The 25,994-nt window shown below is 38.3% G+C and carries 25 protein-coding genes; 17 read left to right on the top strand and 8 right to left on the bottom strand.

Translation table 11 applies throughout. The features are described from left to right. Nucleotides 1-170: 170 nt before the first annotated feature. Nucleotides 171-1,166 carry an aldo/keto reductase gene (locus tag AC0VYJ_RS12625; RefSeq protein WP_475365347.1) on the bottom strand — a complete coding sequence of 332 codons (996 nt, stop codon included), beginning with the start codon at nucleotides 1,164-1,166 and terminating at the stop codon, nucleotides 171-173. A 362-nt stretch (nucleotides 1,167-1,528) separates the two neighbouring features. After that, a complete protein-coding gene (locus AC0VYJ_RS12620; RefSeq protein WP_303531051.1) occupies nucleotides 1,529-2,602 on the bottom strand; it encodes a DUF3900 domain-containing protein in 1,074 nt (357 codons plus the stop codon). A gap of 199 nt (nucleotides 2,603-2,801) precedes the next feature. On the opposite strand from AC0VYJ_RS12620, the gene AC0VYJ_RS12615 reads away from it, so the two are divergent. From AC0VYJ_RS12615 to AC0VYJ_RS12605, 3 genes are all read left to right on the top strand, one after another. Continuing rightward, on the top strand, nucleotides 2,802-4,103 hold the full coding sequence (locus AC0VYJ_RS12615) for an acetamidase/formamidase family protein (RefSeq protein WP_475365346.1): 1,302 nt from the start codon (nucleotides 2,802-2,804) through the stop codon (nucleotides 4,101-4,103). A gap of 197 nt (nucleotides 4,104-4,300) precedes the next feature. Further along, nucleotides 4,301-5,788 carry a UDP-N-acetylmuramoyl-L-alanyl-D-glutamate--2,6-diaminopimelate ligase gene (locus AC0VYJ_RS12610; protein ID WP_475365345.1) on the top strand — a complete coding sequence of 496 codons (1,488 nt, stop codon included), beginning with the start codon at nucleotides 4,301-4,303 and terminating at the stop codon, nucleotides 5,786-5,788. A gap of 110 nt (nucleotides 5,789-5,898) precedes the next feature. Further along, on the top strand, nucleotides 5,899-6,507 hold the full coding sequence (locus AC0VYJ_RS12605) for a trimeric intracellular cation channel family protein (protein WP_226613615.1): 609 nt from the start codon (nucleotides 5,899-5,901) through the stop codon (nucleotides 6,505-6,507). Between the two features lie 68 nt (nucleotides 6,508-6,575). Here AC0VYJ_RS12605 and AC0VYJ_RS12600 read toward each other — a convergent pair whose 3' ends face one another. Together AC0VYJ_RS12600 and AC0VYJ_RS12595 are read right to left on the bottom strand one after the other, a co-directional pair. Then, on the bottom strand, nucleotides 6,576-7,364 hold the full coding sequence (locus tag AC0VYJ_RS12600; protein ID WP_475365344.1) for a DUF817 domain-containing protein: 789 nt from the start codon (nucleotides 7,362-7,364) through the stop codon (nucleotides 6,576-6,578). A gap of 152 nt (nucleotides 7,365-7,516) precedes the next feature. Further along, on the bottom strand, nucleotides 7,517-7,951 hold the full coding sequence (locus AC0VYJ_RS12595; RefSeq protein ID WP_475365343.1) for a VOC family protein: 435 nt from the start codon (nucleotides 7,949-7,951) through the stop codon (nucleotides 7,517-7,519). 184 nt (nucleotides 7,952-8,135) lie between these two features. Here AC0VYJ_RS12595 and AC0VYJ_RS12590 point away from each other — a divergent pair, with 184 nt between their 5' ends. After that, complete coding sequence (locus tag AC0VYJ_RS12590; protein ID WP_475365342.1) at nucleotides 8,136-9,263, top strand: NAD(P)/FAD-dependent oxidoreductase; 1,128 nt, start codon at nucleotides 8,136-8,138, stop codon at nucleotides 9,261-9,263. Between the two features lie 265 nt (nucleotides 9,264-9,528). Beyond that, a complete protein-coding gene (locus tag AC0VYJ_RS12585) occupies nucleotides 9,529-10,116 on the top strand; it encodes a YdeI/OmpD-associated family protein (protein ID WP_475367489.1) in 588 nt (195 codons plus the stop codon). A 158-nt stretch (nucleotides 10,117-10,274) separates the two neighbouring features. Here AC0VYJ_RS12585 and AC0VYJ_RS12580 read toward each other — a convergent pair whose 3' ends face one another. Then, nucleotides 10,275-10,589 (bottom strand): hypothetical protein, encoded by a 315-nt coding sequence (locus AC0VYJ_RS12580; RefSeq protein WP_475365341.1) that lies wholly within the window; start codon nucleotides 10,587-10,589, stop codon nucleotides 10,275-10,277. A 190-nt stretch (nucleotides 10,590-10,779) separates the two neighbouring features. Between AC0VYJ_RS12580 and AC0VYJ_RS12575 the strand changes: the two genes are divergently transcribed. The 5 genes from AC0VYJ_RS12575 to AC0VYJ_RS12555 all read left to right on the top strand — a co-directional run bounded on the left by AC0VYJ_RS12575 (nucleotide 10,780) and on the right by AC0VYJ_RS12555 (nucleotide 16,411). Continuing rightward, nucleotides 10,780-11,127, top strand: a complete 348-nt coding sequence (locus tag AC0VYJ_RS12575; protein WP_475365340.1) for a VOC family protein — start codon at nucleotides 10,780-10,782, stop codon at nucleotides 11,125-11,127. Between the two features lie 39 nt (nucleotides 11,128-11,166). Beyond that, nucleotides 11,167-12,219, top strand: a complete 1,053-nt coding sequence (locus AC0VYJ_RS12570; protein WP_475365339.1) for a PQQ-dependent sugar dehydrogenase — start codon at nucleotides 11,167-11,169, stop codon at nucleotides 12,217-12,219. A 117-nt stretch (nucleotides 12,220-12,336) separates the two neighbouring features. Next, the gene (locus AC0VYJ_RS12565; protein ID WP_475367488.1) at nucleotides 12,337-13,299 is read left to right on the top strand and encodes a LacI family DNA-binding transcriptional regulator; all 963 of its coding nucleotides are present in this window, start codon (nucleotides 12,337-12,339) and stop codon (nucleotides 13,297-13,299) included. Nucleotides 13,300-13,498: 199 nt separating this feature from the next. Continuing rightward, nucleotides 13,499-14,908, top strand: a complete 1,410-nt coding sequence (locus AC0VYJ_RS12560; protein ID WP_475365338.1) for a PTS transporter subunit EIIC — start codon at nucleotides 13,499-13,501, stop codon at nucleotides 14,906-14,908. A gap of 39 nt (nucleotides 14,909-14,947) precedes the next feature. Beyond that, entirely contained in the window at nucleotides 14,948-16,411 is a 1,464-nt protein-coding gene (locus AC0VYJ_RS12555) for a sucrose-6-phosphate hydrolase (RefSeq protein WP_475365337.1), read from the top strand. A 61-nt stretch (nucleotides 16,412-16,472) separates the two neighbouring features. On the opposite strand, the gene AC0VYJ_RS12550 is transcribed toward AC0VYJ_RS12555, so the two are convergent. Together AC0VYJ_RS12550 and AC0VYJ_RS12545 are read right to left on the bottom strand one after the other, a co-directional pair. Then, nucleotides 16,473-17,654 (bottom strand): NAD(P)/FAD-dependent oxidoreductase, encoded by a 1,182-nt coding sequence (locus tag AC0VYJ_RS12550; RefSeq protein ID WP_283154090.1) that lies wholly within the window; start codon nucleotides 17,652-17,654, stop codon nucleotides 16,473-16,475. A gap of 30 nt (nucleotides 17,655-17,684) precedes the next feature. Further along, nucleotides 17,685-18,116 (bottom strand): helical membrane plugin domain-containing protein, encoded by a 432-nt coding sequence (locus AC0VYJ_RS12545; protein WP_430242989.1) that lies wholly within the window; start codon nucleotides 18,114-18,116, stop codon nucleotides 17,685-17,687. 318 nt (nucleotides 18,117-18,434) lie between these two features. On the opposite strand from AC0VYJ_RS12545, the gene AC0VYJ_RS12540 reads away from it, so the two are divergent. From AC0VYJ_RS12540 to AC0VYJ_RS12515, 6 genes are all read left to right on the top strand, one after another. After that, a complete protein-coding gene (locus tag AC0VYJ_RS12540) occupies nucleotides 18,435-18,800 on the top strand; it encodes a nuclear transport factor 2 family protein (RefSeq protein WP_475365336.1) in 366 nt (121 codons plus the stop codon). 96 nt (nucleotides 18,801-18,896) lie between these two features. Beyond that, nucleotides 18,897-19,247, top strand: coding sequence for a DUF2200 domain-containing protein (locus tag AC0VYJ_RS12535; RefSeq protein WP_475365335.1), 351 nt, complete (start codon nucleotides 18,897-18,899; stop codon nucleotides 19,245-19,247). A gap of 275 nt (nucleotides 19,248-19,522) precedes the next feature. Beyond that, complete coding sequence (locus AC0VYJ_RS12530; protein WP_194221853.1) at nucleotides 19,523-19,897, top strand: GntR family transcriptional regulator; 375 nt, start codon at nucleotides 19,523-19,525, stop codon at nucleotides 19,895-19,897. Beyond that, nucleotides 19,890-20,792 carry an ABC transporter ATP-binding protein gene (locus AC0VYJ_RS12525; protein WP_430242983.1) on the top strand — a complete coding sequence of 301 codons (903 nt, stop codon included), beginning with the start codon at nucleotides 19,890-19,892 and terminating at the stop codon, nucleotides 20,790-20,792. Before AC0VYJ_RS12530 ends, AC0VYJ_RS12525 begins: the two co-directional genes overlap by 8 nt. Then, on the top strand, nucleotides 20,767-22,782 hold the full coding sequence (locus AC0VYJ_RS12520) for a DUF6449 domain-containing protein (protein WP_475365334.1): 2,016 nt from the start codon (nucleotides 20,767-20,769) through the stop codon (nucleotides 22,780-22,782). The genes AC0VYJ_RS12525 and AC0VYJ_RS12520 overlap by 26 nt, the downstream gene beginning before the upstream one ends. Then, a complete protein-coding gene (locus AC0VYJ_RS12515) occupies nucleotides 22,779-23,309 on the top strand; it encodes an RNA polymerase sigma factor (protein ID WP_475365333.1) in 531 nt (176 codons plus the stop codon). Before AC0VYJ_RS12520 ends, AC0VYJ_RS12515 begins: the two co-directional genes overlap by 4 nt. Nucleotides 23,310-23,916: 607 nt before the next feature. Here AC0VYJ_RS12515 and AC0VYJ_RS12510 read toward each other — a convergent pair. Continuing rightward, complete coding sequence (locus AC0VYJ_RS12510; protein WP_255622575.1) at nucleotides 23,917-24,540, bottom strand: acetate uptake transporter; 624 nt, start codon at nucleotides 24,538-24,540, stop codon at nucleotides 23,917-23,919. A gap of 379 nt (nucleotides 24,541-24,919) precedes the next feature. On the opposite strand from AC0VYJ_RS12510, the gene AC0VYJ_RS12505 reads away from it, so the two are divergent. Further along, nucleotides 24,920-25,987, top strand: coding sequence for a branched-chain amino acid aminotransferase (locus AC0VYJ_RS12505; protein ID WP_475365332.1), 1,068 nt, complete (start codon nucleotides 24,920-24,922; stop codon nucleotides 25,985-25,987). Nucleotides 25,988-25,994 lie beyond the last annotated feature (7 nt).

The following is a 25,994-nucleotide window of genomic DNA, read 5'->3' as shown; positions in this document are numbered from 1 at the left end:
TTGTTACAGTTTGGCTATGGGGTTGAACTCAATAAAGTATCTGTTTAGGGTTACAGTGCCATTGGAAAATATATAAGAAAGAATGGACTTCTCATGAAGAGAAGTCCATTCTTTCTTTGTGCTTTAATTATTGCTCTTTTAGTTAAGCGAAACTAACCAAGAAAAATAATCTATCTAACATTGCTAGGCAAAGGGGCATTTGATGAAATGAATCCTCTGCTGAGCAATTCATCCCAGAACGCTTTCGGTATATCACGTTGAATCATATTGAGATCTTCCTTAATTCGATCTGGACGTGTTGATCCCGGAATGACTGATTTTACGGCAGGATGAGAAGTTGAAAATTGAAGGGCTGCTGCTTTTAATGGGACATCATATTTCTGACCTATTTCGTTTAGCTGATTGACTCTGGCAATAATATCAGCATCTGCCTTCTCATAATTGTAATAATCACCGCCCAGCAATACACCGGAGTTATAAGGTGATCCAATGACGATGTCAACATTATTTTCTACAGCTTTTTTCAACATTTTTTGTAAAGCCTGTTCATGCTGTAGCAATGTATATTGGGTAGCCGACAAGCATACATCCGGTTGAGTTTCTTCAAGTTCCATTGCTTTTTCAATCGGTTCTGTCGTATTAACACCAAGGCCCCACGACTTGATTACTCCTTCTTTGCGCAGGCGTGTCAACACACGAAAAGCTCCTTCACGAGCTTCATCAAATTTGGCTAGCCACTCATCCCCGTGAAAATCAGGGGAAACGTCATGAACAAAGACAAAGTCTAATCGATCTGTTTTTAATCGCTCCAAGCTTTGTTCAATAGATCGTTTCGTTGCATCTTCCGTGTAGTCCGTAATCACTTTATTATTCCGGGCATGTTGGAATAAACCTTCCTTGTTTTCTGTATCGTCAGTGATATAACGGCCGACTTTTGTACTTAATAAGTAGTCATCCCGGTTATATTGCGATAGTACGTTACCAAGGCGCATCTCTGCCAAACCTGCACCGTAGAAAGGGGCAGTATCAAAATAACGTACTCCATGATCCCACGCGGTTTGAATCGTTTTGCGTGCTTCTTCTTCTGGAACTTCCCTGAACATATTACCTAAAGGAGCAGTACCTAATCCTACTTGATGTTTTAATGCATTTTCAAAGGATGTCATAAGTTCAATTCCACCTTTAATTAAATGATATGATTTTCTACCCAGAAAAAGGGAAAAATAAACGCGATAGAATAAGAAATGGCAAGAGAAGATGCAGTCACTATATCAAAATAGATTACTAGTTTTATCATCCATTAAGGAGTTATTCCGTCTTAAGTAGTGAGAAATCGATAACGGCATTTGGTGAGAGTTGGAAATCGGTTTTGCTTTCTGATCGTCTTTTTACTAATCTGTTCGTTTCACTGAGCAATACGAAAATGAAAATACCCCGCAAAATGTTCTTTCCATTTGCGAGGCACCTTATTTAAGAAATTAAATGGATTCTTCTTTATCAGGACTTTCGGGAGACCAAAACGCTTTAATTATGATTCATTCTCATTCTTCTTATAAATCCGCTCCACCACTTCCTGAAGCGTATCAGGCTTATGAAACTCGACAGGAGAAAAGCCTTTCTCGAACGTAATCGAATCGGCTTCAATCGCAAGCACATACTTGCCGTTTACCTTCGCAAGATGAATCGATTCGCCGAAGTCAGACAGCATGGCTTTGACTGACACATGGTCAAGCTTCAGCTTCCACTCAACGTCAGGGGAGTGTTCCACGATTTGTGAAGTAGCTTCCACGACTTGTTCGGTCGTAAAGCGCTCCTGTAGCTCTCGCTTAGGACTCTGAGACCATTCCTCTATCGCTTGTTCGAACTCTTCTTTTTCTTCGCTTTCTTCCTGATACGTTTCTTGGATATGCTCTTGTACCATACCCATCGTCTGAGTCTTCACGATTTCAGGCATCGACTTTTCGTATTCGACCCATTTTAAGAAGTCTTCGAAGTAACGGGCGTGAGAGGACTGATGGACTTTAATCTCAGCACTGTCAATCATGCCTTCTTCTGGCATGTAGGGGTATTGGACGGATTTCATGCTTTTTGTTGTGATCGCCATTTCCACATTCTGAATCAGCGTATCTTCATCAGTAATTGTTGCTACTTTCGGTTCAAAGTCGCACTTCAAGATAAAGAGAAAAGGATCATCAAAGAGTTTTGTAAGCTTTGAAGTGGCCACAATTAACACGCCACCTCTGATAGCGCTTGTATCCAAATACATTTGAACAATTTGATCGGATGAAGTTTCGAAATCATCTGCTGATTCAGCATAGCGTGTCCGATCGAATAAATTATAATTTGGATTCGATGTTAAATCATGACCTTGCTCAACAATGAAGCGCCCAATTTTCGTAGGTGCTCCTTCTGACTTCGCGTGACGATCTACTTTACGTTTCATTATTTTCGTTAACTCACCGTTTAGAAAGTCTTTTAGTGAGCTTTCCTCATAGGCATCTGCGTCAAGAGTTTGATAATGCTTGTAACGTCGTTCTTCACTTTCTCCGCTTCCTTCTACTTGTATTAAATAAAAGGAAAGATACTGCATTTTAAATTCCATTTCATCACCTGTCTTTACGTTTGCGTTTATTCAGTATAGGCAAGGTTTTGCATTTCGTCAATCACTGAAAAGAAGTGATTTAGAGAAGGAATATTTCTTTGAATTCAAAGTTTTTTTGTATTTAGCCAATTAAATTTTTACATGAATCGACATTACTCTTATAATGTAGGTAGGAATAATGATGAAAAGGGGAGAGGCAATGGAAGCGAAGCAAACCGTTTTTGTAAATGAGTTTACGAATGGTATTTTGGATCCAAAGGAAGAGATGATAGGACCATTGAAGGACGGCGGTCATATTATTGCAAATACTGCACCTGGCTGTTGGGGACCCATGATCACCCCCTGCTTAAGAGGCGGCCATGAAGTAACAAAACCTGTTTTTGTGGAAGGGGCTGAAGTTGGTGACGCCATAGCGATTCGAATTAAATCCGTTCAAGTTACATCTATGGCTACTGCTTCAGGAAATGATCGTCCCGTTGATGGAAGATTTGTCGGTGATCCTTTCGTTGCTGTCAAGTGTCCTGGCTGCGGTGAACTATATCCAGAGACTAAGATTGAAGGTACAGGACCAGAAGCTATTCGGTGTTCAAATTGTGGAGAAGATGTGACGCCATTTGTGTTTACGAATGGGTATACAATGGCATTTGATTCGAATCGAACAATAGGTGTGACAGTGGATGAGGCAGCTGCGAAGTACATAGCAGAACATGGAAAATCATTTATGGCTACTCCCGAGAACTCTGTACAAAATCCAGTTGTTACTTTTGCGCCAAGTGATCTCGTTGGAACAATGGCTAGGCTCCGTCCATTTTTAGGGCAGCTCGGAACAACACCTTCACGCCCATTGCCCGATTCTCATAATGCAGGAGACTTCGGTCAATTTCTCATTGATGCTCCGCATGATTATGGCGTAACGAAAGAGGAATTAGAAGATCGTACAGATGGTCATATGGATATTAATCGCGTTAGAGAAGGTGCGGTTCTCATTTGTCCTGTAAAGGTCCCAGGTGGAGGCATTTATATTGGGGATATGCATGCCATGCAGGGGAATGGAGAAATCGCCGGCCATACTGCTGACGTATCTGGTATCGTAAACCTTCAAGCAAAGGTAATCAAGAATCTTAACATTGAAGGCCCTATTTTACTCCCGGTACTAGAAGAACTACCTCATTTAGCTAAACCTTTCACCGATAAGGAAAAAGCATCAGCTAAACAAGTAGCAGATATGTACGGGGTTGCAAAAATAGAAGAATCTTTACCTCTTTCTTTTATAGGCACAGGAGCAAACCTTAATGAGGCAACAGATAACGGCCTTAATCGTGCAGCAGAAACTCTGGGAATATCAGTTCCAGAAGTTATGAATAGAGCAACGATCACTGGTTCGATTGAAATAGGGAGGCATCCTGGTGTTGTCACGATTACATTATTAGTACCTGTACACTTATTAGATGAACTGAGTTTAACAGACCTAGTTCGCAATCATTACAACGCGGCAGAATAATGAACATAACAGACAGCTCGTTAGCTGTCTGTTGATTTCACATGAATGAAGCATGGTACTAATTGAGTATGCTAAATGTAACGATGTTGTTTTAAGTAAGGAAAAATGGGGAATTTAAGTAAAAATATATTATTTACTTTCGTTATAAAAATTTATCCAATAAAAGTAAATGATACCACTGAAGCGAGGAATTCACCATGAAGATTAATTTTAACCAACTTCAATACACTCCGATCACCCATATATATGGACCAGACATTCAAACGATTAAGCGTCTTACATTTCATTCGAAAATGTCAGGGTCTTCTTCTGTTTTTTTTGCAATTAAAGGCGAGAATCACGATGGACATAAATACATAGAAGATGCGATTAAGAATGGATCAGTAGCAGTAGTAGCAGATCAAGATGATCTCATTACAAGTCTTGCTCACAGTTATCCTAATTGTACTTTTATTCTTGTTGATGATGTTAGAAACGCAATGGCATCCTTTTCAAAACAATATTATGGCTCATCAGACGAGAAATTAAAGACAGTTGGCGTTACAGGTACAAATGGTAAAACAACCGTTGCAGCTTATGTGCGCTCGTTACTCACACTGCTTGGATTGCCAACAGGGTCTATTGGAACAACCGGCATTTGGTCTTCAAAGAAAAAAATTCCCTATAAGAAAAGCACACCAACGACTCCTGAGTCACTTGACCTTCATCGCATCTTCAAGGATTTGATCAACGAAGGAGATGGGGGAGTAGCGATGGAGGTTTCATCTATTGCCCTTGATCAAAAGCGCGTAGAAGGAATTGAATTTGATGTCGCCATTCACACTAATATCTCTCCAGAACACCTGGAATATCACCATACTTTTGAACACTACAAAGCTTGTAAAGAAAAACTCTTCAATCAAGCAAAAGCGGCTGTAGTCAATGTAGACGATGAAATGGGCGTTGAGCTTAGCCGAGCTTATGAACATCGTAAAGTGACTTATAGCTTAAATCCACATGCAGAAGCGGATCTCATAGCCACTGAGTTGGAATATAGACTAGATGGTACCTCATTCAAATTGCTCTCACATGGTGAAGCATACGATGTTTTTGTACCAGTTTTTGCAGATTATAATGTTGCAAACGTGCTTTCTGCTGTAGGGACAGCTTTATTACTTGGATACCGACTGCAAACGATTATTAAAGTGCTGCCACAATTAGAAAGCCCTGAAGGTCGTTTTCAAGTAATTAGTGGGCCTAACCGGGAAACGATCATCCTGGATTACGCGCATACTCCAGTAGCTTTAACACGTCTTGTAGATGAAGTGAAAAAGATGGATCATCGCAAGCTCATTGTTATGATTGCTGGAATTGGGATCAGGGATTTTGAGAAGATGCCTAAAATGGCGAAAGCAATTGAAGGTAGAGCGGATGAAATTATCGTCACAGTTGATCATCCCGGCTATCATGAGCCATCTCTCATTGTCGACAAGGTTATGTCAGGATTTTTGAATCCCAATGATCCTAATATTTATCGAACGAACACAAGAAGAGAGGGCGTCTTGAAATCTTTACAACTTGGCAGCGAACAAGATATTATCCTTTTAACAAGTGGATGTATCAACGGTGCTCAAATTGTAAAAGGAAATGAAATTCCTCATTCAGATGAGGACATCATCGAAATGTATTATCATCTTTCTTCTTAAACCTCCACTAGGAGGTTTTTTAATTCTTTTAACCAAAAAATAAGGGTTGATAACAGATAAAAGCTGACGTACACTTTAACTTTCAATAGATCGTGAAAGGGCGTAATGGTGTGACTTGGGAAATATTAAATATCATTGGTACAATTGCCTTTGCTGCAAGTGGAGCACTCGTTGCACTAGAGGAGGAGTTTGATTTTCTCGGTGTGATTGTTCTTGGACTTGCTACAGCATTTGGTGGTGGAATTATACGGAATTTATTAATAGGGGTGCCAGTCGCTTCGATTTGGGAACAGGATGTGCTTATTATGATTGCGATCGGTACAATCCTAATCATTTTTGTTTTTCCTGCAAGCTGGATTAACTACTATTGGGAGAAGTGGGGGAGCTTCTTTGATGCAATTGGTCTTGCTGCATTTGCGATCCAGGGCGCGCTATTCGCAGAAGAAATGGGTCATCCTTTTATTGCTGCCATGGTTGCTGCAGCCATGACGGGAACTGGTGGTGGAATTATTCGTGATTTATTAGCGAGAAGAAAACCGACCGTTTTACAAAAAGAGGTTTATGCAGTGTGGGCCATGATGGCAGGGCTGTTAATTGGGCTTGGTTATCCACAAGAATTACCTCAGCTCATGTTCTTATTTGGTGCCATTGTCTTTCTACGAATGCTGTCCCTCCGTTATGGATGGAAATTGCCATATCGTAGCATTCACAGTTCATAGAAAATAGCTATGTTCATCTGGAGACGAACATTTCATTAGAAATAGATGGATTATAAAATGCAGCTCTCTTAAAGAGCTGCATTTTTGTTGTGAATTAATTTTTCATATTTTGTATGCTTTAACTGAGCTACGATCATAAAGCTCACAATGACTAATAAAAGCCACGAGCTAATTTTACCAATATGTACGATTTCCCAATCACTTTGCTGATTTGGATACGCCCATGCTCCGAAAAACGTCGCAATATTTTCAGCAATCCATATGAAAAAACCAATGAGTACGAAAGATATAGGGAGAGACATCTTGTAAATTGTATGATTGACTGTAAAGTTCACCATCGTTCGAAAGAAGAGAATCACAACAAGGATCTTCAACACCCAGCGAAAATCATATAGAAAATGATGGGTAAAAAAGTTTCCATAGATGGCAATTCCTAAACCGATCGTCATCCAGGAAGTAGGCCAATTCACTAATTGTAAATCCAGTCTTCGCCAGGCCTGGCACATGTAACTAGCAACACTTGCATACATGAATCCGCTATACAATGGAACGCCCGCTATTTTGAAGATAGCTTCCTCTGGATAAGACCAGGAACCCATATGAACTTTATATATCTCGAGTGCCAAACCAATAATGTGAAAAACAAGAATCACTTTCATTTCATCAATTGTCTCAAATTTGGTTATTAATAAGAAGATTTGTGCTAAAATGCAAACGATAAGAATAAAATCATACCTTGGTAGAAAAAAAAGCGTCATTCTTTCGCTTAATGCTAGCGTTACAAAAATAATTAATGGAAACAGACAAGAAATGGCTTGCAAGTAACCGAAGTAAAAAAGATTATAGATATGCTTCATAAGCACCGCCTTTTTGAACGTAGTTAACATATAAGGAAGGAGAAATCATATGAGCGATAAAAATAATCGGAATAATGACCTACCGACAAGATTGAATGTACTACTTGTACTCACATTCTTGTTGTTTATGATCCTTGTCATTCGACTGGCAGTTATTCAATTGTAGTTTTACCTGATTCAGGATAATCACAGTATTCAATGATTGTTCCTTCTGTATCAGCTGGATTTAAATAAATTAATCTTCTACCGTGTTTGTTCACTCGTCGCGTATCTTCCATTACACGAATATTCTGTTGAGCTAATTCCTTTATCGCCTCATCAAGGTTATCAACAACATAGGCAACATGGTGGACGCCTTTCCCTTTTTGTTTCATAAAACGTGCGATTGGGGAAGTGGAATTATTCGTAGGCATCAGTAGTTCAATACGACTGCCATCAAGATCTATAACGGCAATTTCGCTTTCTACACCTGTTGCTTCACTACGGTAACGGTCGAAAAGCTTGCCACCTAATACTTCTGTATAAAACTGAACTCCTTCATCTAAACGTCTGACTGCAATTCCAATGTGGTCTAATGTTTTTTTCATAGTGAGACTCCTTCTTCGTGTAATGGTGTTATTTTAGCATAATGAAAGACTTCACCTGAAGAAATAGGTTGAAAAAAGGTGCGTTTTCATTAAAAGAATATTAGTCAATACAGTCGGTTTGTGTGCTTAACTGAATTTATGTAAAATGGACAAAGAATCGAAATCAATGAAAAAGGTGTTACATATGAATTCAACAATTATTGTCGGCTCCGGTATCCTTGGAGCTTCAACGGCTTATCATCTTGCAAAAGAAGGAATAGACGTTACGATTATCGATCGTAGTGAACCTGGACAAGCGACAGAAGCGGCAGCTGGTATTGTTTGTCCATGGCTTTCCCAACGTCGGAATAAAGTCTGGTATCGACTTGCTAAAGGGGGGGCTAAATATTATCCAGACTTGATTCACCAATTAATAGAGGATGGAGAAACAGAAACGGGTTATAAGAAAGTAGGGGCAATCAGCCTCCATACTGATGAAACAAAATTAGATAAAATGATCGAGCGTGCTAAAAAGCGACGAGAAGATGCACCAGAAATCGGGGACATCAAGAAGCTATCTTCTGAGGAAACAAGAGAAATATTCCCCCCTATAGCTGGAGATTACCAGTCTGTATTTGTTAGTGGCGCGGCAAGAGTGAACGGTTCAGCTCTTCGTAATGCGCTACTTCGCTCAGCTGAAAAACACGGAGCTACCATCATGTATGGTGATGCTAAGCTTTATTTGTCAGAAGACGAAGTGACTGGTGTTACTGTAGGTAGTGAGACCTTTATAGCGGACAAAGTAATTCTGACAGCTGGAGCCTGGGCGGAAGAGCTTTTATCTCCAATGGGCCTCCACTTTAATGTTACTTCTCAGAAAGCTCAGATCGTCCACCTTGAAATGAATAATTCGGTAACGAATGAGTGGCCAGTCGTGATGCCACCTAACGATCAGTACTTATTAAGCTTTGATGATGGACGCGTCGTTGTTGGGGCAACTCATGAAAATGAAGCTGGTATGGATCAGCGTGTGACTGCTGGAGGACTGCAGGAAATCTTTACTAAAGCCCTATCCGTCGCCCCTGGATTAGCGGGTAGTACGTTTTTAGGAGCGAAAGTAGGGTTCCGTCCTTTCACACCAGGGTTTTTACCAGTGTTTGGTTATGTGCCTGGTAGTAAGAATTTACTTGCTGCTAATGGTCTGGGGGCTTCTGGACTCACAGTTGGCCCGTATCTCGGCTTGGAGCTAGCTAGACTTGCGCTCGGAACGAAAACAGAACTTGACCCGGCAGATTATGACATTGAAGTAGCCATAACTAAACAAGAAACTTAAGATAACATGAAAATGAAGCAGTTCAGTGTAGCGTGCAAAGATTGATTTGTAACTACATTGAACTGCTTTTTGTATTTGAACGATAAATCTAATACGGAAGGGTATCGTGAATGAGACTAAACCTACTCAAGATAATAGATAGGATTGTGTTATTATTTAGAAGTGAATATGAAAGTATTGTAATTGATAATGGATGGATGGGGCAATTGCAAATAGTGATTTAAAACTTTCGGCTGATCAAAAAACTGCGAAAGGAAGTGCTTTAATGGCAAATAGTAGAATGAATCCTAAAGTTGATGGCATTATCAATAAATCCAAAAAGTGGCAGGAAGAATTCAAGGAATTGAGAATGATCATTCTTGACTGTGAGCTGACTGAAGAATTGAAGTGGGGGGTCCCATGTTACACATTCCAAGGAAAAAATATCGTTTTAATACATGGATTTAAAGAATACTGTGCACTATTATTTTTTAAAGGTGTCTTGTTACAAGATACGCATGACATGCTTATTCAACAAACGGAAAATGTACAGTCTAGCCGTCAGATAAGATTCACCCATATAGAAGAAATAGTGGATAAGGAAAACATATTGAAAGAATATATTTATAACGCCATTGCTGTTGAAAAAGCTGGTTTAGAAGTGAATATTAAGAAGAATATAGAAATCCCTGAAGAACTTCAAAATAAATTCAATGAAGTTCCTGCATTACATTCTGCATTTGAAGCTTTAACACCAGGAAGGCAAAGAGCATATGTCCTTTACTTTTCTAAAGCTAAACAATCCAAAACACGAGAAGCAAGGATCGAGAAATATATGCAGCAAATTCTACAGGGAAAGGGATTAAATGATTGAGAGATAATAATAATACTTCTTGATCCAGCCGCAGGTAACTTCACTGGCTGTGGATGAGATTTTTAGATTTGATATTCTTCATGCATGAAGTGAAAGCCCGGAGCATTACTGCTTCGAGCTTTTTGGGAGGGGTTAGTAAAGGGGAAGTGCGGTTTTGTTCATGAGGCCATGATCACTGATCCTCCAAGGATGGCAACAAAATAGGCCATGTAAATGACAAAAGGTGAGAGTTTATTGTTTTTGGTTCCTAGTTTTTTTCTAATTAGTTTCATAAAAGAATAGAAGAGTGCAAAAATAGCTATGAAAATGACAGCTGATCGTAACGAGTACCAGTTTAGCGGAACAAAATGAAAAAAATGATGAATCGATAGTAGGGAAAATAGTCCTAAAGGCATTACCAGTAGCTCTGCAAGATCGTTTTGAGAGTGGTCACTTGAAAAAACGATTAAGAGAATATTCTTAATGGTACTCATGCTAGCCCCCTCCTTTTTTGTAGAGTGATTTATTATGGGGATATTTGTTAAATCAAGCATATCATACATGTTTATCATTTCTTCCTCAAAAATGTGGTGTATATTTTTTTAGTGGGTTTTGGAAGGATCGGATCAAATAAGAAAGAAGGAGTAAGTACTGAAAATTGATTTGGGAGGGAAGGTAATTCAAATGAATCCGATTTTAAATGAAATTGGTGCTGTTTTTATTCCCGTAAAAAATATTGAAAATGCAAAAAATTGGTATTGTGATTTACTAGGGATTCCTGCCCATGGCGACATAGTAGCAGGACATTTGTATGTCGTGCCAATGAAAGGTAACCGCCTTGTATTGGATAGCAAAATTTATTCTGAGCATAACCTTTATAAAACTCCACCTCTTCATTTCAATACGAAAGACATTGAAGTCGCTTTTTCTTTTATGAAAGAAAAAAGAATTGAGCTTATCACTGATATTGAGAATGGTCATTGGTTTAATTTTAAAGATCTTGATGGAAATGTACTCATGATTTGTGAGTAGCACTGTTTAAAATAAGATCTGGATGAAATGGAGGAAGACATGGTGAAAATAGGGGGTGTGCTTTGTGCGTTACTCCTCGTAACAGCCTGCTCAAGTAATGATCCAAACTCAAGTTCTAGCGATGGTGCAGATGAGGAGATTAAAAGAGAGTCAGCCTATATTGAAAATTTAAATGTTCCATGGGAGATCGTCCAAACAGAAGAAACGTTTTATCTCACAGAACGAGCAGGTAAGGTAGCGAAATTCGATAATTCCCTGAAAAGACAAACGATCCACCTTACTAAACCTGTGCATAGTGAAGGTGAGGGCGGGCTTTTGGGGATGGCACTAGCTGAAGATTTTCCTCAGTCCCAAATTGCGTTTCTCTACCACACTTATGTAGAAGGTGAGAAGACTCTGAATAGGGTCGTGAAGGTTGAACTTATAGAAAGCACCTGGGAAGAAACGGATGAGCTTCTAGCGAATATTCCTGGCTCTCAGTTTCATAACGGAGGAAGACTGAAAATCGGACCAGACGATATGCTTTATATCACAACAGGTGATGCTGGAGAACCGGAGCTTGCACAGGATAAAGGTAGTTTAGCAGGCAAAATTTTACGTATGGATTTAGAAGGAAACGTACCAGAAGATAATCCATTTAATGATTCTTATGTTTATTCTTATGGACATCGAAACCCTCAGGGTCTTGCGTGGAATGAAGAAGGACAGCTTTTTAGTTCAGAGCATGGGCAGTCTGCTCATGATGAAATCAATCAAATTGAAGCAGGAAACAATTATGGGTGGCCAGTGATTGAAGGAGATGAAATTGCTGATGGCATGGTGCAGCCGCTCTATCACTCTGGAGATGATACATGGGCTCCGTCAGGAATGGTTTTTCAAGATGACAAACTTTACGTTGCTTGCTTAAGAGGCGAGGAAATTCGGTCGTTTGAACTGAAGGGCCAGGGTACTACTGTGGAGACAGAAGATATTGGACGAGTTCGCTCCTTATTATTGGACGAGGACACATTATTTGCGATAACAAACAATAAAGATGGTCGGGGAGACCCGGTTAAAGAGGATGATCGTATGGTGAAGGTGTACTTGGAATAGGATAACCTTAAAGCTTATCTCAATGCAGTTATCGATCAACTTGAGAACTTTTTCTATGTTACAATAATTTCTGGATGAATTTATTAACAAAGCAGGTGAATCAGAACTTTGGTAAATATGAAAGATGTAGCAAGAGAAGCTGGGGTAGGACTAGGTACTGTTTCTCGAGTACTAAATAACAATGGCCCTGTTAAAGAAACAACGCGACGAAAAGTAGAACGAGCGATTGAAACTTTGAATTATAAGCAAAATGAAGTTGCTAGGAATTTTAAAATGCAGCAAAGTCAATCGATCGCTTTGATTGTCCCCACTATTTGGCATCCATTCTTTTCAAAATTTGCTTATCATGTTGAAAAGGAATTGTCTCATCTTGGCTATAAAATGATCCTATGCAACACTCAAAATGAGCGTACGAAAGAAATAGAATATATTTCAATGCTCGAGAAAAATAAAATAGATGGATTAATTGCCATTACTTATAGTGCTGAACTTGATCAATATATTTCAAGTCACCTACCAATTGTAAGCATTGATCGGCACTTTACAAAAGATGTCGTATTCGTAACGAGTAATAATAAGAAAGGTGGAGAGCTTGCAGCCAAAGAACTGATGAAGCGAGGTTGTAAGCGGATTGCCTATTTAGGAAGTGTTTCAAACATTGAAAATGAATCTATGAATCGGAGACTTGGATTTGAAACTGTGAGTTTAAGTAAAAATTTTGATCACTGTATTTACGAATTAAGAGAGCCTGTCACAGACATTGAAGCGGTCATCCAGCGGTTTTTAGAACAAAACCCTGATGTGGATGGTTTTTTTACCATGAACGATAAATGGGCGAAATTATTGTTGCGATCTCTAAAAAAACTAGGGAGAAGAGTTCCTGAGGAAGTTCAGGTGATTGGTTTTGATGGCGTTACTTCCAGTAAGGAAGATGAATTAACTTTTTCAACAATCATCCAGCCTGTTGCTGAAATGGCTGAAAAAGCTGTACAAGTGCTTATTAAACTAATTAAGGAACAGCCGGTTGAAAAGAAAAATGTACTTCCTGTAACCTTTTTTGATGGAAATAGTACTAAATAAAAAAACTCTTGACTCTTCTTTGTGTAAACGATATCATTTACTTATTCAAAAGCGATTTCTAGAGTCGCTTTCATTTTATACCAAACTGGAAACGTTTCCAGTTTGGTAGTAATCTTGGTAGTAATTTTCTTTTTATAACAAAGTGGAAACGTTTCCGCTTTTGTTTGGATAACGAATATTTTATTGGAGGGGTAGGATCATGGCTAAGAATCCTAAAACGGTCGCTCATTCTGTATTACAAGCTTTAGGTGGAAAAGAGAATATATCTCGCATCTCTCACTGTGCAACAAGATTAAGAGTCGAATTATATGATGATACATTGCTCAAGAAAGAATCGTTTGATTCAATTGAAGGTGTAAGCGGATATTTTTATCAAAGTGGGCAGCATCAAATTATTCTTGGTACTGGTTTTGTAAATAAAGTCTATGCTGAACTAGAAAAGGGTGGAGTTAGTGACAGTAAAGAGGTCTCTAATGAACCGAGAAATTCAAACAGTTCTAAAATCCATCAATTAACGAAAACGTTTGCAGATATTTTCATCCCTGTTATTCCCGTTCTAATTGCAACGGGCCTATTAATGGGACTTAGAGGCTTGTTAATAAACGGTTTCGGAATGGAGCTTTCTTCAACGATTTTAGTACTCTCACAAGTTTTAACAGATACAGCTTTTACATTCATTCCGGTATTGATTACCTGGTCTGCTATGAAGAAATTTGGAGGATCTCCTGTTATTGGAATTGCTCTCGGTTTAATGCTGGTAGCACCGCAATTACCGGATAAGTGGGCTGTATCTTTCGGGAAAGCTGATCCGTTGTTCCTGACTTTATTAGGATTTGATATTCCAATTACAGGTATGCAAAGTTCAATTCTTCCTGCTGTCTTTATGGGATGGTTAGCTGCAAAAATTGAAAAAATAGCGAGAAAATACATTCCTGAGATGCTAGACCTTATTTTGACACCGTTTGTCACATTACTGTTTTCGTTAATTCTTGGACTTGTTATCGTAGGCCCAGTGATTTTGGGAATAGAGAATTTACTTACTTCTGGCATCATGTATTTCTTTGAATTACCATTTGGTATCGGTGGATTTGTTTATGGAGGTGCCATTCAGCTTTTAGCGATAACAGGTATGCACCACACGATTGTTCCAATAACGGTTAAAATGGTTGCGGAAACGGGATATGATTTAATCAATCCGATTGGTACGGCAGCAATTGCCGGACAAGCTGGAGCAGCTCTTGCAGTTGTTATTCAGCAAAGAGATAAAATTAAGCGATCTAATATGTTAGGTTCCGTTATACCTGCTTTCTTTGGCATAACTGAGCCCGTGATGTTCGCGATTAACTTACCTAAAGTAAAACCATTTATTTACGGTTGTTTAGGTGGCGCAGTCGGCGGTGGGTTTGCTTCGATCTTGGGCATCGCTGCAGCGGGTACTGGTTCGACGATGCTACCAGGATTGTTATTGTATATAGGCGATGGTTTCTTTCAATACATTCTAGTCATTCTAGTTGCATTGGCCACATCGTTTCTCGTTACGTTCATTGCTTATCGTGAAAAGCCATCTGCGGAACAACCTGCATTAAATTTAAATATTAAACATGGCTAATGTTCATTTTCTTAAGGTTTAACAGAAGGGAAGCTTTACATGATTGATTACATTGATTTTTCTAACCGCCAGAATCGTTTCGTTACTTTGTCAGATGTTTCGAATGACTATCTAAGTACGATTGAAAAAATTGCAAAAGAGGATACTTATTATCCAAATTATCATATAGCACCTCATCATGGATTAATGAATGATCCAAATGGATTAGCTTTTTTTAGAGGAGAACACCATATCTTCTATCAATGGTTCCCATTAGGCCCAGTTCATGGATTAAAGCATTGGTATCATATTTCAACGAAAGATTTTATTCATTTTAAAGATCACGGTATCGCTCTTTATCCAGATCAGTTATATGATTCTCACGGCTGTCACTCAGGATCCGCTTTTGTTGAAGGGGATAACATGCACCTATTCTATACAGGAAATCATCTAACTGAGGAGAGTGAAGCCATACCAAGTCAGGTGTATGGATTCCTAAATGAAGATCAAACGATATCGAAGGAAAACGTGATGATAGAAGGGACGCCCCCCGATTTCAGCAATAATTTTAGAGATCCAATTGTATTTAAACGGGATAACAAATACTACATGCTCGTTGGTGGTGAAACGAGTAAGCATAAAGGCGCAATCGCCCTTTATTCAGGAGACCAACCAAATGAAATGACGTATCATGGCATTCTACAGACGAATTTTAAGGATGCGGGGTATATGTGGGAGTGCCCCAACTATTTTGAACAAAATAATCGCGGTGTTCTTATCTTTTCTCCTCAGGGGGAGCTGAGTAAAAATAAATATCAGTATAACAATGTATTTTCGGTGGTGTATTGTATTAGTGATGTATTAGATGTTGCTACGGGTAAACTGAATGCACACGAATATATCGAACTAGACAAAGGGTTTGATTTCTATGCTCCACAAACTTATGACGATGCATGTGGAAGAAGGATTCTGATTGGTTGGTTAGGCAATTCAAAGAGCATCTATCCTACAGACCAAAATATGTGGGCTCACATGTTAACGTTGCCGAGAGAAGTTAAGATTGAGGGGGATCGTTTATTACAACAGCCTCTTCAAGAGCTAAAAGAACTGAGAACAAAGAGGCAGGAGCTTCAAACAAATCATCAATTAACTTCTCGGGCCTTTGAAATGGTCATTGAAGCCGACCGAGAGTTTGAAATTATTTTTAGGAATGATGCAAATGAAAACGTGATTTTCTCTTCAAATGGAAAAGAGTATTGTCTTGATCGATCAAATATGACCCATGTTTATGCTAAAGAATATGGTACAAAAAGATATGCACTAAGAAAACAAAAAGTGAAACATCAAATTCGTCTTTTTATAGATTCCTCAAGCATAGAAATCTTTTGTGATCATGGCGAAACTGTTTTTACGAGTCGAATGTTTATAGAAGGCATGAATGTCGTATGTTGCCACGGTGTTTCAGGTGACTTATATTCTTTAAAACCAATTGATAAAGGTACAAAACCAGGTTTTATTATCTGAAAAAAAGTGCTGGGAAATTTCCCAGCACTTTTTTATATCTTTATAGAAAATGATTCGTTGTTTAGTATGCTAATGCAAACAATCCTTTGATGTGTGAAAGGTAACGGACGTTACTTGCTTCTTTCATCACAGATGCAGGAAGGCCTTTAAGGGATGTTGCGTTGCCACCGATTTGAGCAACGGCATCCTTACGACCAAGACTTGCTAATGTTCCAGAGTTAACTGGTTCAAATTCTTTGTAGTCTTTGTCATAAAGGTAAGCATACAAGTTGTAACCAATAAGGTCACCCATTTGCCAAGCGATTTGAGCAGTTGGAGGCTGTGGACGTTCGTCACCTGGTTTGAAGTAAACGGCACTGTCACCAGCAACGAATACATCCTCATGAGAAGTGGATTGCAGGTAATTGTTCACTGTTGCACGGCCTCGATTGACTTCGATACCGCATTCTCCAACAAGTGGATTACCTTGAACGCCGCCTGTCCAAACAAATGTGTTTGTAACAATCTTTTGGCCATCTTTCAATTCCACGACATTTCCTTCTACATTCGTTACAGGAAGGTTTGTTAGGAATTCAACGCCGCGTTTTTCAAGGCTAGTCATCGCTCGGTTAATTAACTCATCAGGAAGCATTGGAAGAATTTTAGGCATCGCTTCAACAAGCTTCAATTTGATCTTGGCAGGATCTACGCCATATTTACGAGCAAGCTTTGGTGTTTCATCAGCTAGTTCTCCTACGAGTTCAGTCCCTGTAAGACCGCCACCGCCGATAAGGATTGTAGCATCCGCTTCGTCACCTGATGCTGCAAAGCTCTTGATGCGTTCTTCAACATGAGCGTGGATGCGGTTTGCATCTTCAGCCGATTTCAGTACCATACTGTTTTCTTCAAGTCCTGGAATACCAAAGTACGCTGTTTTACTACCTAGTGCTACGACTAATGCGTCGTAAGAAAGTGTAGAACCATCAGATAACTTAACTTCTTTATTATCAACAGAAAATGAATCAACCGATGCTACTTTAAGATTAATGTCATTTCCTTTTAATAACTTATCCAGTGGAAGTGCCGCAGCTTCCGTTGAGATGTTACCAGCAGCTAAACGGTGCAACTCTGTAATGATTTGATGAGTAGGTGTTTTATTAATTAATGTAACAGTAGCTTCTGATTCATTTAAGTATTGACGTACGGATAAAGCAGAAAGAAGCCCACCATAACCTGCGCCCAAAATGACTATTTGTTTTGACATGATTGTTCCTCCATTTCTAGCAGATCAGTATTATTTTTGGTTACTTTTTTCTCCTGAAACTTTAAGATAAGCATTCACGAATCTGAAAAGCTTCTGAGCTTGAGGATCCTTCAACATTTTTAAAAGACCAAATAACCCAATAACTTCTGAGCTCTTTTCAGCTTCATCTTTTGCTTCAATTGCATTTGCTGCCACGTCTTTTACGGAGTTTGTAACAGGATGAAGGATTTCAGACATAAATTCTACTGTATCATTCTTCAATACATCATCTGTTGCAAGACCTTGGACCGTATCATATGATTTAGACATCATATTAACAAGTTCCGTTACTTTAGGAAGTTCCTTTACAAGCACGCTTAGTGACTCTTGAACTTTAGGATCCAAAAGCTGATCAAGCAGTTCGCGTTCGTCTTGAGTAGGGACGCGTTTTTCGCCTGTTTCGGTTGTGATTGATTCTGACATAGTCACTTCTCCTTCTTGTAAGCAGTTACGCTTATTTGTTATATAGTAAGGCAAAACCATGTTAAGGTATTTTTATACCTGATTAGAAACGAAGTTACTAATCAAGAGATAGAAGAAAAGTTGGACTTCACTCTGTTTATTTTTCCCTATAAAGTGTCTATCATCCAGTCATCTTTTATACCTACTCTAATAGGTTAAATTATCCTTGAGCGAATTTCAATGCATAGCCTCATACTTAACCGCTTACATCAATAATTTCGTGAAGAATATCACGTTCTGTCGTTTTTAAAGAGTATAATATGGATGAATAAGTAAAAAGTGGGAGTAATTATCATCGATGAAATAGAGTTAAAACATCATTTAATGAAATTAGAAGAAGAACTATTAAAGCCTGAAGTACGTTCTCATCCAGATAGATTAAATCAGATACTTGCAGATGATTTCTTTGAGTTTGGAAGTTCAGGGAAAGTGTGGCATAAAGAGGGGGATTACAATAATGGTCTTTCCAATAGAGAAATGATTCTAAGTGAATTCGAGATACGCTTTTTATCAGAGGCTGCCGTTCTTGCAACATATCGCATCCATGATAAAACAAGATCACAAAAGACCTTAAGAAGTTCTATATGGAGAAACAATAATGGAACGTGGAAAATGATTTTTCATCAGGGTACGTTGACTGATTAAATTGCATAACATTAAAGGTTCAGGGACAGTATGATGTGAAGACGAATAGGTAAGCCGTTGCAAATCTTTACTTTAGTAATCAAAGGAGGCCTTTTTATGACAAAACATAAAATTTATACAATGAGCTTCTCAAGCGTCTATCCCCATTATGTGACGAAAGCGGAAAAAAAGGGGCGTACAAAAGCAGAAGTGGACGAAATCATTCGTTGGTTGACAGGGTATAGCCAAAATGAATTTGAAACTCAATTAGAAAAAAAGACAGACTTTGAGACCTTCTTTATGGAAGCTCCCCAAATGAATCCTTCACGCAAGATGATCAAAGGAGTGGTCTGTGGTGTGCGAGTAGAAAACATTGAAGAACCAACTATGCAGGAAATTCGCTATTTGGATAAGATGATCGATGAGTTAGCAAAAGGAAAAGCGATGGAAAAGATTTTGCGTAAATAATATCTTGGAAAGAAAATGTTCTGATTTATTTGCGAATTTACATAAACCTTTAGACAAGGGAGTCTATTGAAAACTAACTAATAGCCGTAACTCATTCCCAAATATGGAATTGAGATACGGCTTATTTTTATTTTGATAAAGTCATTTTTGATCATTAATAGAAAAAATTACAAAAAAAGACTTCTCAAATCAATTGGCTTTCGATATACTTTAACTGTACTACATATATTAATACAGTTAATACAGTTATAGCTAGTGAGAGTGGAGGTGAATTGATGTTTGAATTGGACTTTAGAAGTCGAAAGCCGATCTATGAACAGTTAGTTGATCGTTTGAAGCAGCTGATCATTAAAGATGTTATGAAAGACGATGAGAAACTTCCTTCTGTCCGTGAACTTGCGCATCAGCTGACAATTAATCCGAATACCATCCAAAAAGCATATAGAGAGCTTGAGTCTCAAGGATACATTTATTCAGTGAAAGGGAAGGGGAGTTTTGTTAATCCTTCAAAAAAACTTGAGAGTGAGGAGCTAAAAAACGTGCGAGATCAGTTAAAGAAGCTACTAGCTGAAGCCATTTATCTTGGAATGACAGTAGAGGAAATTGAGTCACTATTAACTGAAATTGAAGGGGGGAAAAAGGATGATTGAAGTAAACGGTGTTGAAAAGTCTTTTGGGACTAACAAAATCATCCATCAAGTTAGTTTTGCAGTGCAGCCTGGATCAATATATGGTTTGCTTGGTTCAAATGGCGCAGGAAAAACAACACTCATGCGAATGATTGCCGGTATTCTGAGACAAGATTCAGGAGAAATTCTCGTACTGGACCATCCCATTTATGAAAATGTCTCTACGAAGCAACGAGTGGTGTTTATTCCAGATGCCCTCTATTTTTTACCACAATATACAATGAGGCAGCTAGCCAATTATTACGCTAGTTTATATGAACAGTGGGATGAGGAGCGCTACACAAATCTAACGAATTTGTTTAAGCTCGATGAGAACAAGAAAGTAAGTCAGTTTTCTAAAGGTCTTCAAAGACAAGTGGCTTTCATCTTATCTATGTCAGTTAAGCCGGATGTGCTTATTTTAGATGAGCCTTTTGATGGTTTGGATGCGGTTATGAGAAAAAAAGTAAGAAGCATGATCATTCAGGATGTGGCTGAAAGAGAAATGTCTGTGTTGCTCTCGTCACATAATTTAAGAGAAGTTGAGGAGATTTGTGATCATGTCGGGATTCTTCACCATGGTGAAATTCTTCTTGAACGTGATTTAGATGCATTAAAGGAAGACGTACATAAAGTTCAAGTCGCATTTAAAGATTCAGGAGAACACGATTTGACTTCTAGCGATCTTGATATTCTCTATAAGGAAAAACGGGGAAGTGTTATTCTCTTGATCGTAAAAGGAGAAGAAAAGAAAGTGATGACTGAAATCGAGAAAATTGGTCCAGTCTTAATGGATCGATTACCACTTACATTAGAAGAAATATTCATCTATGAAATGGAGGGTGTTGGATATGCTATCGAAAACGTCCTTGTTTAGAAGAGAAATGTTCAAAAGAGATTTTAGAAATGTTGGTTGGATTAGTATTTTGTTCTTTTGTGGTCTTGCCTTTACTTTGCCGCTCCAATTACTCATGGCGTTTAACGATGAATATAGGATAGAAGCAAGCGGAGCTGGGCTTTTTGATCCGATATTTATGTTTGAAATACAATTTATGCTGCTATTTCTTATGCCCGTTTTAATGGCTGTATTTCTTTTTCGTTACATTCACGTGAAAGGTGCTTCAGACTTTATTCACAGTTTACCAATTAGCAGAGAGCATTTATTTCGCCATCACGCTTTATCAGGAGTGATTTTGCTCATTGCGCCTATTTTGTTGACTAGTCTTATTCTATTCATGTTCTTTTTGTTTACTGACGTGTCAGCTTTTTATTCAATTAGCCAGCTTGGTTATTGGACGTTGATGATGATCATTGTAAGCATTCTAACGTTTATGATTTGTGTCTTTGCTGGTACATTAACTGGATTATCAACCGTTCAAGCTGTTTTGACTTATATCCTTCTGCTTCTTCCGGCAGGAATTTATGTTCTTGTAGCGGTACATCTTAGCTTCTTTATTGCTGGTTTTTCAGACTTGGTGGTAATCGATCATACGGTAGGTAACTATTCACCCCTTGTCAACGTTTTTCAATATTACCCTAATGACCCACAGGAGGGGTATCTCCCCGTTCAGTATATAATGTTGGGTATCTATTTTATCGCTTCAATAGTATTCTACTTTGGTGGAAAAGCTATCTATAAGAAACGTCCATTAGAAGTAGCTACACAGACGATTGCCATTAACGTGTTAAAGCCAGTCTTTCAGTTTGGAATGACCTTTTGCTTTGCTCTAGTCGGTGGTACCTATTTTGGAGAAACTCAACTAATGTTATCGTGGTTGATTTTTGGGTACGTTATAGGTGGGATCGTCGGATATTTCCTTTCTTCAATGGTGTTAGATAAAAGCTGGCGTGTGTTTCACTGGAAGCACTTTAAAGGCTTGTTCGTTTACGGAGCAACAGCTGGTTTAATTATAGGGATTTTGCCATTGTTCTGGTTAAACTATGAAAGTTACGTTCCAGAAACGAGTGAAATTAAAAATGTTTATATAGGTGACAATATCTATCAGTTAGAAGAACATATCGAAAATACTTCACCTGATTTAATAGAATCAGAAGGTGCAATTAATGCAGTTATACAATTACAAAAAGAGATGATTAACCAGAACGATCAGTTTAATTCTACAGGAATGATGTATTTCATCTCTTATGAATTAAAAAACGGTGATCGCGTGCAACGTTCATATCAAGTCGATCGAAAGAACGTCCAGGAAACCCTTAAACGTGTAATGGAAACTAAGGAATACAAAGAATTAACTTACCCTGTCTTAAATAGTGACCCTTCAAAAATTCAAAAAGTCACTCTTCAACCGGGAGGGCCCGTCAATAAAGAAGTTTCCATACTTGATCCGCTTCAAATTCAAGAATTCTATCAACATGTAAGAGAGGACATTTACAGTTTATCCTATGATCAATTGATTCATCCAAAAGGGATTCGATCTCGTGTATCTGAAGTAAGAGAAGGTTCCGATTGGAAAGAGGAATACTACTATGCGCAAGACAATTCGATCTATAATTCCTATAAAAATACTGTTAATTGGTTGAAAGAAGAAGGCTTCTATGAGGATGCATTTATTGACGAAGGTGAAATCGATCATGTAAGCATTTATCCATGGGATGAAGCACAAAATCAATACCCGAGAGAAGCTTATGATCAAATTGTAGAGAATGAGTCCGTTGAACCTTTTGAGATAAAGGATAAGAAGCAAATCGAAATGATATTATTAAGCAGCAAAGAAGAAGAGGAAGGGGATTATTTAGTTGGCATTCATTATGAGGATATAAAAGGTGGGTATTATGAAGTGTTAACCTTTGATTCTTCAAATGCTCCAGGCTTTGTGCAAGATTACTTTAAGGACCAACAACAATGATAGACTCGAGAACAATTTGTTTTAATGACATCTTTACAAAACACTATAACCGCGTTTACTATACTGCATTAAGAGTCTTGAAAGATCACGGACTTGCCGAAGATGTGCTTCAAGAAACCTTTTTAAAGGCGTATGATCGATTAGACGAAGTGCAAAGTGAAAGGAAGCTAGGATCCTGGCTTTCAACTATTGCCGCTCGAAAATCGATTGATCAATTAAGAAAGCAAAAAAAAGTGACTCTGTTTAATACGGAAGATACTCTCATGAATCAAGCGGATCACGATTGTAACGTAGAAGAAGACTGTGAGATTCTTCTTTTTGAAGAATCTGTGAAAAAAAAGATCCATTTGTTATCCCCGAGATTAAGAGTGGTGATGAAACTTCACTACTATGATCATTTAAAGGAAAGTGAAATAGCATATAAACTGCAGCTATCACCGGGGGCAGTGAAGTCTCGTCTACATCGTGGGCGAATGGCTATGAGAACAAAACTAAGTGATGAATTAACACAAAATCATTCGGCATAATCAAAAAGCGTCCTTACTTAGGTAAGGGCGTTTTTACTTGATGATAAGAGGGCTAATAAAATTGAATTTTTCTGAATTGTATATGAACTAATCTTCAAAGGTGATTGGGTCTTACGAACATAAAAAATAGGAATTTAGATTTTTCGATTGTCGAAAATACAGAACCTTTTCAAAAAATAGCTGAGATAAATTATATCATCAATCATATTAAACAGTTGAGTAAATAAGGATAATGAATTTTAATGGGAGATACGAGGTTAGCCTTGTATTTCATTTTAGCATTTCACAATTAATTGAAAATATATGATCTACATGTTGTATTAAAATGATTTGGAGAGAATCAATTCACTTAATCTGGCTGAGTTGAAAAGAGATTAAAGAGTGTTTTTATAGTTAATCACTAATTAAGTTTACATAATGATATTATGGTTGATATATATAAGCGTGATATGGGGGAAGTTCGCAGTGAAGGAGATAGGTGATACAACTCATTTGATTAGAACTTGATTCGCATTAAGGCAATTCAAAGGCTCCATGATCTTCATAAATCTTTATAAATTATAAAAGAGACAGATGAATCTAGATTCATCTGTCTCTTTACGTGATACTAAGCTTGTTTGAAAATACCGAATGGTTTGCCAATCGGGAGTGTGACTTTGCCAAAGTGAGTATTCAAAACACTCGCAGCTGAGCCATAGAAGCTTAAAATCGCAATGCAGAACTCAGCAATGGCGGCTAAGAAGTGCATGCCTTCAGGGAAAATACCTAAAGTGGAAAATGTGAGTCCGATAAATAAGAAATCAATAAAGACAAAAATAAAGAAAAGTACTTTATGAGTTTCCATAGCTCCAACTGTCATGAAGACACTGAAGATCAAATAGCCGATGTATGCAATGCCTAATTGCTTTGGATCCACAGCGGCAGCTGCAGCGTCTCCAAAAACACCGAATTCGATTAACCATGACGTTCCTACTCCAAGCCAAAACAGTCCAAAAGCTGCGAAGGCTGTCGTACCAAATGTATTATTGTGCTTTGCATCTAGAAAACTAGCGATCAGCTGTGCAATGCCCCCTAGAAAAATCGCCCAAGGGAGTACAAATGAGACGCCATCTGTCCAACCAAGCTTGGCTGATGATGCAACAAGCGTTACCATAGCAAGACCGAATAATCCAATAGCGGATGGATCAGCTGTAACCATTTGCACGCGTTGAGTATTTTGTGTTTGATTCATGATGAGACCTCCTAATAAACATACTTGACTAATTTACATAAAAATCGCCTCTCTTGCAATAGCAAATATTAAAAGGCGTTACCTGAACTGGTTGTTATATTGGTTAAAAACATTGTTACTGTTCACTCGAAATCGCTTACAGTAAAAAGTGAAAAAAGTGTGCTTCAAATGTTGACCAGTAGGACCTGAAATCTAGAATTTGTATGAAATGATAGAGATAGGTGTTAAAAACTGAATTTTTTTACCTTTCTGCACTATAAAGCTTTAATTCAGTAGAGTTTGGCAGTACAATAGATGAATAGTTAATCTACTGCCTTCATGTGGAAGGAGTATGAATTCATTATCATAACCACTTTCAAGAGAGTAAGGAGTCCTGGCCATGAGTACAGATTTAGAAATTGTGAAAAGCACTAATTTGAAAGCGAAGCCTGAGAAGGATCAAATTCCTTTTGGAAGAACGTTCACAGATCACATGTTTGTAATGGATTATGAAACTGAAAAAGGGTGGTATGAACCTCGCATCATTCCATATGAGCCAATCACTCTTGATCCTGCTGCAATGATTTTTCATTACGGTCAAACCGTTTTTGAAGGGTTAAAAGCCTATCGTGCTGATAATCGAATTTTATTGTTTAGACCTGAAAAAAATTTACAGAGACTGAACCTTTCAAGTGAACGTTTAAGCATTCCACATATTGATGAAGAGCGTGTAATGGGCTATCTTAAGGAATTAATTAGCTTGGAGCAAGATTGGGTTCCTTCAACACCTGGAACGTCTCTTTATGTACGTCCTTATATTATTGCAACGGAACCGAATCTATCTGTTGCCCCTTCCCACACATACAAATTGATGATTATTCTCTCACCAGTAGGGTCGTATTTCTCAGGAGGGTTAACTCCAGTGAAAATTAGCGTAGAGGATAAATTTACAAGAGCTGTTAAAGGTGGAACGGGTATGGCCAAAACGGCTGGTAACTACTCATCTGCATATCAAGCGCAAGCGAAAGCATATAAAGATGGAAATGCTGATGTTCTCTGGTTGGACGGGGTAGAGAAGCGTTACATCGAAGAAGTGGGAAGCATGAACATCTTCTTTAAAATCAATGGGGAAGTTGTGACACCTGAATTAAACGGTAGCATTCTCCACGGCATTACGAGAATGTCGGTTATTGAATTGTTAAAGAAATGGGATATCCCTGTTACTGAAAGAAAAGTTTCCATTGAAGAGCTGTATGAGCTATCTCAAAAAGGGCAGCTCGAAGAAGCATTTGGAACAGGAACGGCCGCTGTTATCTCCCCTGTAGGTGAATTAAACTGGGCTGGTAAGAAAATGGTCATCAATGATCATGAAATTGGGGAACTGTCTCAAAAGCTTTATGATACAATCACAGGAATTCAAACTGGAAAATTAGAAGATACGCAGAATTGGACCGTTTCTGTAAAGTAAGAATGCC

It is taken from the genome of Anaerobacillus sp. 63XJN7_5_ISO-PGPR-S23-430, assembly GCF_056173695.1.
Note: the sequence above shows the minus strand (reverse complement) of the source record. Positions and strands in the feature narration are given on the sequence as shown.